Raw genomic sequence first — 5,833 nt, forward strand, 5'->3', positions numbered from 1 at the left:
ATGTGGCGGTTTGAAGCCACCCCCCGCAGGGCGACTCCGAAGGGCCGACAATCCCTCATCTCCTGCACAGCACCGCTTCGGAAAGCTCTACCTACATCGAACTCCCTTCCACGTTCGGGACACACCCGCCAGTACACACTCGGCGCAGCCGATGCACACTCCGCGCGCAGTTGGGAATTACTCATCTAGATGTCGATCGCGCAGGACTGGTCGACCCCGAGCACCGTCAGCGAACGCCCCAGGCCCAGGAACACCGCGATGCACAGCGTGAGATCGAGGATTTCCGCATCGGAGAACAGCGCACGCAAGCGCTCGAAGAATGCGTCGTCCAGTGACGCGTGGTCGGTGGCGAAGCGCTCGGCGAACTCGATGACAAGGCGTTGGCGCGGCGTGTAGCCGGGGTAGCCGGCGTAGTCCGCGACGTGGTCGTAGAGCTCGGCCGCTGGGGCTTTCGGGCCGGCGTCCAGCAGTGACGGCGCACGAAAGCCCGAGCACGCGACGCAGTCGTTGATCTGCGCGATACGCATCCTGGCCAGCTCGCGCTCGTCGGCCGGCACGATGCTCTGCTGGTATGCGCCGCGGATCATCCGCTGGACCATGCCACCGAGCTCGGGACGTAGCGTCCAGATCATCGCGGCTTCGCCACCGGGACCGTCCGGCACGTCAAGTCGGGCCATGCGCGAGCTCCTGCCGGGTGAATACGACTACCGATCGGAGCAAACCAGATTCTCGGCTCGACTGTCCAGATGTGCTTCGCAGTTCCGGGCCCGGGGTGCGCGGCCAGGTGGCGGGCGGGGCCGAACCGCGGGCGGTGGCCGCCGGCTGGCTCGCCGAACACCCACTGGGCCGTTGAACATCGAGTCTTTACGGCATCGAGCCTGCGGCCAGGGCATCGATTCTGCGGCCATAGGCGCCATGCGCGACGACCACGTGGCGCAGTGAGCGCAGGCTCGATGTCACCTCGGCAGGGTCAGCGATGCGACGCCGGAATCAACGTGCCAAATAGCGTCTTCGAACTTCTCCTGATAGGGCCACATTGTGTCTTCCAGGTAGAGGGTCATGCTCGTGCTCGCGCCCATCGGACGGCACCTCCGCGAGGGCCACGTCCTGCAGCGGCGACCACGGACCATCCAAGCCGCTTTCCAGCCCCGAAGCTGCCTATCGGGAGGGCTGGATGCCGACGCTGGCCAACCAGGACGATGCTCGGCTGCTCTGGTACACCAACCACGCGGACGGTTCCGGGGCCTCCCACACCGTCGTCACCATCACCGCGATTACCGACGGCGCTGCCTTGGAGCGACTGGTACGTCGCGCCCAGCACGGCGACCTGCGGCCCTGGATGCGCGAGCTCGACAATCTCCGGTACGACGCGACGGGCAAGATCTTGCTCCCGGTCGATTGGTCCCCGCTGCAGACGGTGGACCTGGCCACGGTCCCCACCGACGGTGCCACCCATCCGCTGAGCCTGTTCATGGAGGACACCGGCTGGCCCTACGCGCCGCTGGAAGACTACACCCGCTCCTGGGACGAGATCTACTACCGGCCGCTGTCGAAAGCCCCCGCCGGCATGCGGATACTCGACATCCAGGCCTGCTTCCAGGTCGCACGTGGCAGCTACCGGCGCCGAGAAGCGATGCGGTGGCAAAAGATTGACGACTCCAACAACTATGCGGCGCCGGTACACCTGCTGACCAACGACACTCCGCCGGAGCACCGGGGGCCGGGAAGCTACATGTACGAGGCGCTGAAATACCGCGACCAGTGGCAGAGCCGGCTGCTGCGAACATCGGCGTGGTCGCCGCTTTACTGATTCAGGATTCGTGCGGCGGTGCGGACCATGTGATGCACGATCTCAGCGGCGGGGCGAACGTCGTGGATGAGTCCTATCGCCTCGCCGACGAGTACCGTGATGACGTCGAAATCCTCTGCCGCAGTCGCCCTTCGAATTCGTTGAGCACGTCCGGCAACCGAGCCGACAATTCGGCCTCGTGGCCGTGCCACCTCGCAGTCAAGGCGTTGCCGACCATCCGGGCGTCGTATTCGTCAGGCCAATCACGCTGCCGCACAATGTCATAGACCCTGGTGCGCACGGTGTCGTCACCGTCGGCGTCGATGCCTCGCTGCTGGGCTCGCGGTGACACCAGCGCCTCGGTCGCCGCCCAGAACCGGGTGCCGACGCGCACGCCGTCGGCCCCGAGCGCCAGCGCGGCAGCCAGTCCACGGCCGTCGGCGACGCCGCCGGCGGCCACCACCAGCGTTTCCGGCGAGCGTCGCGCTACGAGGTCGACGACGTCGGGCACCAGCGTGAACGTCGACCGGGCACCCATTCCGTGCCCGCCCGCCTCGCCGCCCTGGGCCACGATGATCTGTGCGCCGACTGCCAGGGCAAGGCGCGCCTGGTGCAGAGTTTGCACCTGAGCGGTCAGCGGAACTCCGGCGCCGGCGGATGCGCTCGGCGAACTGCGTCAGATCAGCGAAGGACAGCATGATGGTCGCGGGTTGCTGCGCCAGAGCGTTGTCGAGCAGCCGGGGGTTACGTGCCAGGCTACAGGTGATGAACCCGTATCCGACTCGCGCGCCGTCGGTTTCGCCGATCTGGGCTTGCAGCCAATCGGCCTCGCCGTAGCCGCCGCCGACGAGACCCAGACCCCCGGCTGCGGTAACCGCCGACGCCAGCCTGCCCCCGGAAACCAGGGCCATCGGCGCGAGCAGTATCGGATGTTCGATCCCGAAGAATTCGGTCAGGCGGGTGCTCAGCGACATTGCACACTCCTTCGGGCTCTCCGGTGAGTAACGTGCCCGGCTAAGGCCGAAAGAGCAGTCCTCTTGGCCGTTTTGGGTGACCGAGACCATCAGCGGCCGCACCGTCCGGCTGGTCTCGGGGTTAGGCATGCTGCTGCTGTCGCCGCCGAATGCCACTCGTTACTCACTAACGGCGGCGAAGCGCGTCCGCTCACAGCGGCTTCGGCAAGCGACCCTGCGGCCCGGCCCAAGCTAAAGGTCTTTTGCCCCTACCCAGGTGGGGTATATGTGTGGCATCCTGCGAATGCGGACCAAAAGATACGGAGGTACCTCGGGAAACCTGACCAGACAGCCACTCGTGCGGCGTAAATCGCGATCCAAAGCCCGCCAAGTGACGCCTCTAGCGGAATGGAGGCCCCTGCCATGTTCGGCGGCATCACTAGTCACGTCGGCGCCCTGCTTAGCGCCGTCGTGGTGGTAACCGGCATAGCAATTCTCCGGGGCGGCGCAGCAGCTGCCGACCCGAATCAGGACGATCAGTTTCTGGCACTGCTCGAGAAGAAAGAAATCCCTGTCCTCTCAAATGTGCCCCGCGTGATCGCCGCAGCCCACAAAGTTTGTCGCAAACTCGATGGCGGCATGCCGGTGGACGAAATAGTCGACGGGCTGCGCAATGACGCGTACAACATGGACCCGACCTTGCGCCAATACCCGCCCAGGCGCGTCACGTCCACCATGACCCGATTCGTCACTGCGGCGGTGGAGATCTACTGTCCGTACGACCGGGGCAAGATAGCTTCCATCACGGCTACTCCGGCGCCGCAATCGAATGAACCGACCCGCTGGATCGCCACGTACACCCGAGAATCAGTCAATGTGGGATGCGAGGTACTGACGCCGCCGGCGTTGGACATGACGACCATGCCGGCGACGTGGCACGAACCGACCGGCGTCGCTACGACGCGGCTGCCGTTGATGGATAGCGGTGCTGTCATGGCGGGCCACTACGGAAACCGGTCGGCCGGTAACGCACTTGGCACCATGCTGGCCTCGCGGATCGCGGCGGTTCCCGAGGGGGATCCCCAGCTACCGAGCCCGCCGCAAACTCCGGCACCACCGCCGCCGACCGCGCACATCGTGACACCGCCCGCGCCGATCGCGACACCGCCGCCATCAAGGCAATCGCCGCCGCCACCACAAGAACCGCCGCCACCACAAGAACCGCCGCCACCACAAGAGCCGCCACCACCGCAAGAGCCGCCGCCAGCACCGCAAGAGGTGGAGCCTCCCGCTGATGGCCCTCAGCCCGGGGCCGGCGCCGGTGGCGGTGGCAGCGGCAGTGGCGGCAGTGGCGGAACCGGTCCGGTGCAGCCGTCGCCGGCACGCCCCTCGCCGCCGGGCGTTATCAGGCTCGCACCGTAAGACCGCGACCATGTCGTTGGCTGCCGCCAAAGTCTGCCACTGCTCGCCGCGACGATCCGATGACCTTGTATGACCTTGATGCGGACCGCGTGTCCGGTCGCCGACATCGATTCCCGGATGCGATTCGGTGCGCTACGGCAAGCCAACTAAGCCAGCGGCGCCAGCCCCGACCTAACCAAATCCACACTGGCCGCCGCCAGCTCACCGAGATCGCCGACACAACCATTGCGGCCCCAATGCTCAACTGCCACAACCAGTGCCGCTGCCAGCGTTGAGCCCGCGATCTCGGCGGCGAGATCGATGTCGGGCACCTCCAGGTACCGGTTGCGCACGAATTCGGTCAATACCCGCGCAAACGACGCCTGTACCACCCGCAGATGAGTCGCGATACGCTCCGCGCTGATCAGCTCCGCCCGGGCGGTGGCGGCCTGGCGGACTACCTCCACGTCATGGGGAAACGCCGCGACACTGGACAGCACCGCATCGAACAGCGGCTCGGTTGGCGGACGCTGGGCAAGCGCCTCGGCCAGCCATTCCAGGTGGATCTCGTAGTCCTGGAAGAGCACCGCCTCCTTGGTCGGAAAATGCCGGAAGAAGGTGCGCTCGGTTACCCCGGCCTCGCGCGCCAGCTCGGTCACCGTCACATTCGCAAATCCCTTGCGGGCGAAGGTTTTCAGCGCGGCCCGACGCAGCGCTTCATGCGTGGATCGTCGGCGTAGCTCATGACGGCTGGGCGGTTTGCGAACTAGCACAGTCATGTCGAACCGATGGTAGCCCGGCCGGCAGGAGTCAGAACTGACATCTTCTAATTATGTCAATACTGACACAGCATCTTGAGAAGATGACCGACTACGACGCGATTGTGGTGGGAGCGGGGCACAACGGGCTGACCGCCGCCGCGGTTCTGCAACGCGCGGGCCTGCGCACCCTGTGCCTGGAAGCCAACACCTACGCGGGAGGAATGGCGGCGACGGTGGAGTTGATTGACGGCTTCCGCTACGAGATCGCGGGTTCGGTGCAGTTCCCCACGGCAAGCCAAATCACCAAGGAACTCGGGCTCGACACCCTGCCCACGGTGGATCCGGCGGTGATGTCGACCAACATCGGCGAATCCGGCGAAGAGCCGATGATCTTCTACCGCGACCCGATGCAGCTGATGACGCACCTGGACGAGCGGCACGGCTTGGAGGCCGTCACCGGCATGGCCGAACTGATCGGCTGGAGTCACGGACCCGCAAAAGCGCTCGGCCGTTTCGACGTACGCCAACCCCCCAAGACCCTCGACGAAATGTATGCCTGCGCGGCCAACGAAGCCGAACGCCGGGCGATCCACGAAATGCTGTTCGGTTCGGCGATGGATGTGATCGACCGGCTCCTGCCCGATAAGGACAAGCATGCGGTCATGTGCGGAATGCTCGCGTTTCTGGCCGTCAACTCCACCTACCGCGGACCCTATACGCCGGGCAGCGCCACCTGCCTGGCCTTCGCCCTGGCGATACCCCAGGACAACACCGGCGGCACCGCCATGATGACCAAACTAGATGAGTAATTCCCAACCTTGGTCAGTGGTCGTAGGCGATCAGTGACCTCTTGACTGGGCTGTTGATCTTCCAGTTGTGCCAGATCACAGCGGCAAGGGCGAGGAGGCGCTGGGCGACGCGGGCGTAGA

4 protein-coding genes and 4 pseudogenes are annotated in these 5,833 nt (G+C 65.6%); 4 read left to right on the forward strand and 4 right to left on the reverse strand.

The window, feature by feature from the left end; translation table 11 throughout:
- Window positions 1-185 precede the first annotated feature (185 nt).
- A complete protein-coding gene (locus EET03_RS14000; protein ID WP_082274569.1) occupies window positions 186-677 on the reverse strand; it encodes a carboxymuconolactone decarboxylase family protein in 492 nt (163 codons plus the stop codon).
- A gap of 92 nt (window positions 678-769) precedes the next feature.
- Between EET03_RS14000 and EET03_RS31525 the strand changes: the two are divergent.
- Together EET03_RS31525 and EET03_RS14005 are read left to right on the forward strand one after the other, a co-directional pair.
- A pseudogene (locus EET03_RS31525) lies at window positions 770-853 on the forward strand (hypothetical protein); the annotation flags it as partial.
- Window positions 854-1,174: 321 nt separating this feature from the next.
- Window positions 1,175-1,810 (forward strand): hypothetical protein, encoded by a 636-nt coding sequence (locus tag EET03_RS14005; RefSeq protein WP_244232355.1) that lies wholly within the window; start codon window positions 1,175-1,177, stop codon window positions 1,808-1,810.
- On the opposite strand, the pseudogene EET03_RS14010 reads toward EET03_RS14005, so the two are convergent.
- Window positions 1,804-2,763, reverse strand: a pseudogene (locus EET03_RS14010) (NAD(P)H-dependent flavin oxidoreductase). The gene EET03_RS14005 and the pseudogene EET03_RS14010 sit on opposite strands and share 7 nt — an antisense overlap.
- Window positions 2,764-3,165: 402 nt before the next feature.
- Here EET03_RS14010 and EET03_RS14015 point away from each other — a divergent pair.
- Window positions 3,166-4,164: a DUF732 domain-containing protein gene (locus EET03_RS14015; RefSeq protein WP_099194186.1), complete on the forward strand. Its 999-nt coding sequence runs from the start codon at window positions 3,166-3,168 to the stop codon at window positions 4,162-4,164.
- Window positions 4,165-4,310: 146 nt separating this feature from the next.
- On the opposite strand, the gene EET03_RS14020 is transcribed toward EET03_RS14015, so the two are convergent.
- Window positions 4,311-4,922 carry a TetR/AcrR family transcriptional regulator gene (locus tag EET03_RS14020; RefSeq protein WP_075542207.1) on the reverse strand — a complete coding sequence of 204 codons (612 nt, stop codon included), beginning with the start codon at window positions 4,920-4,922 and terminating at the stop codon, window positions 4,311-4,313.
- Between the two features lie 53 nt (window positions 4,923-4,975).
- Here EET03_RS14020 and EET03_RS14025 point away from each other — a divergent pair.
- Window positions 4,976-5,704 (forward strand): annotated as a pseudogene (locus EET03_RS14025) (phytoene desaturase family protein); the annotation flags it as partial.
- 22 nt (window positions 5,705-5,726) lie between these two features.
- Here EET03_RS14025 and EET03_RS14030 read toward each other — a convergent pair.
- Window positions 5,727-5,833 (reverse strand): annotated as a pseudogene (locus EET03_RS14030) (IS982 family transposase); the annotation flags it as partial.

The sequence above is a fragment of the Mycobacterium innocens genome, assembly GCF_900566055.1.
GTDB lineage: Bacteria > Actinomycetota > Actinomycetes > Mycobacteriales > Mycobacteriaceae > Mycobacterium > Mycobacterium innocens.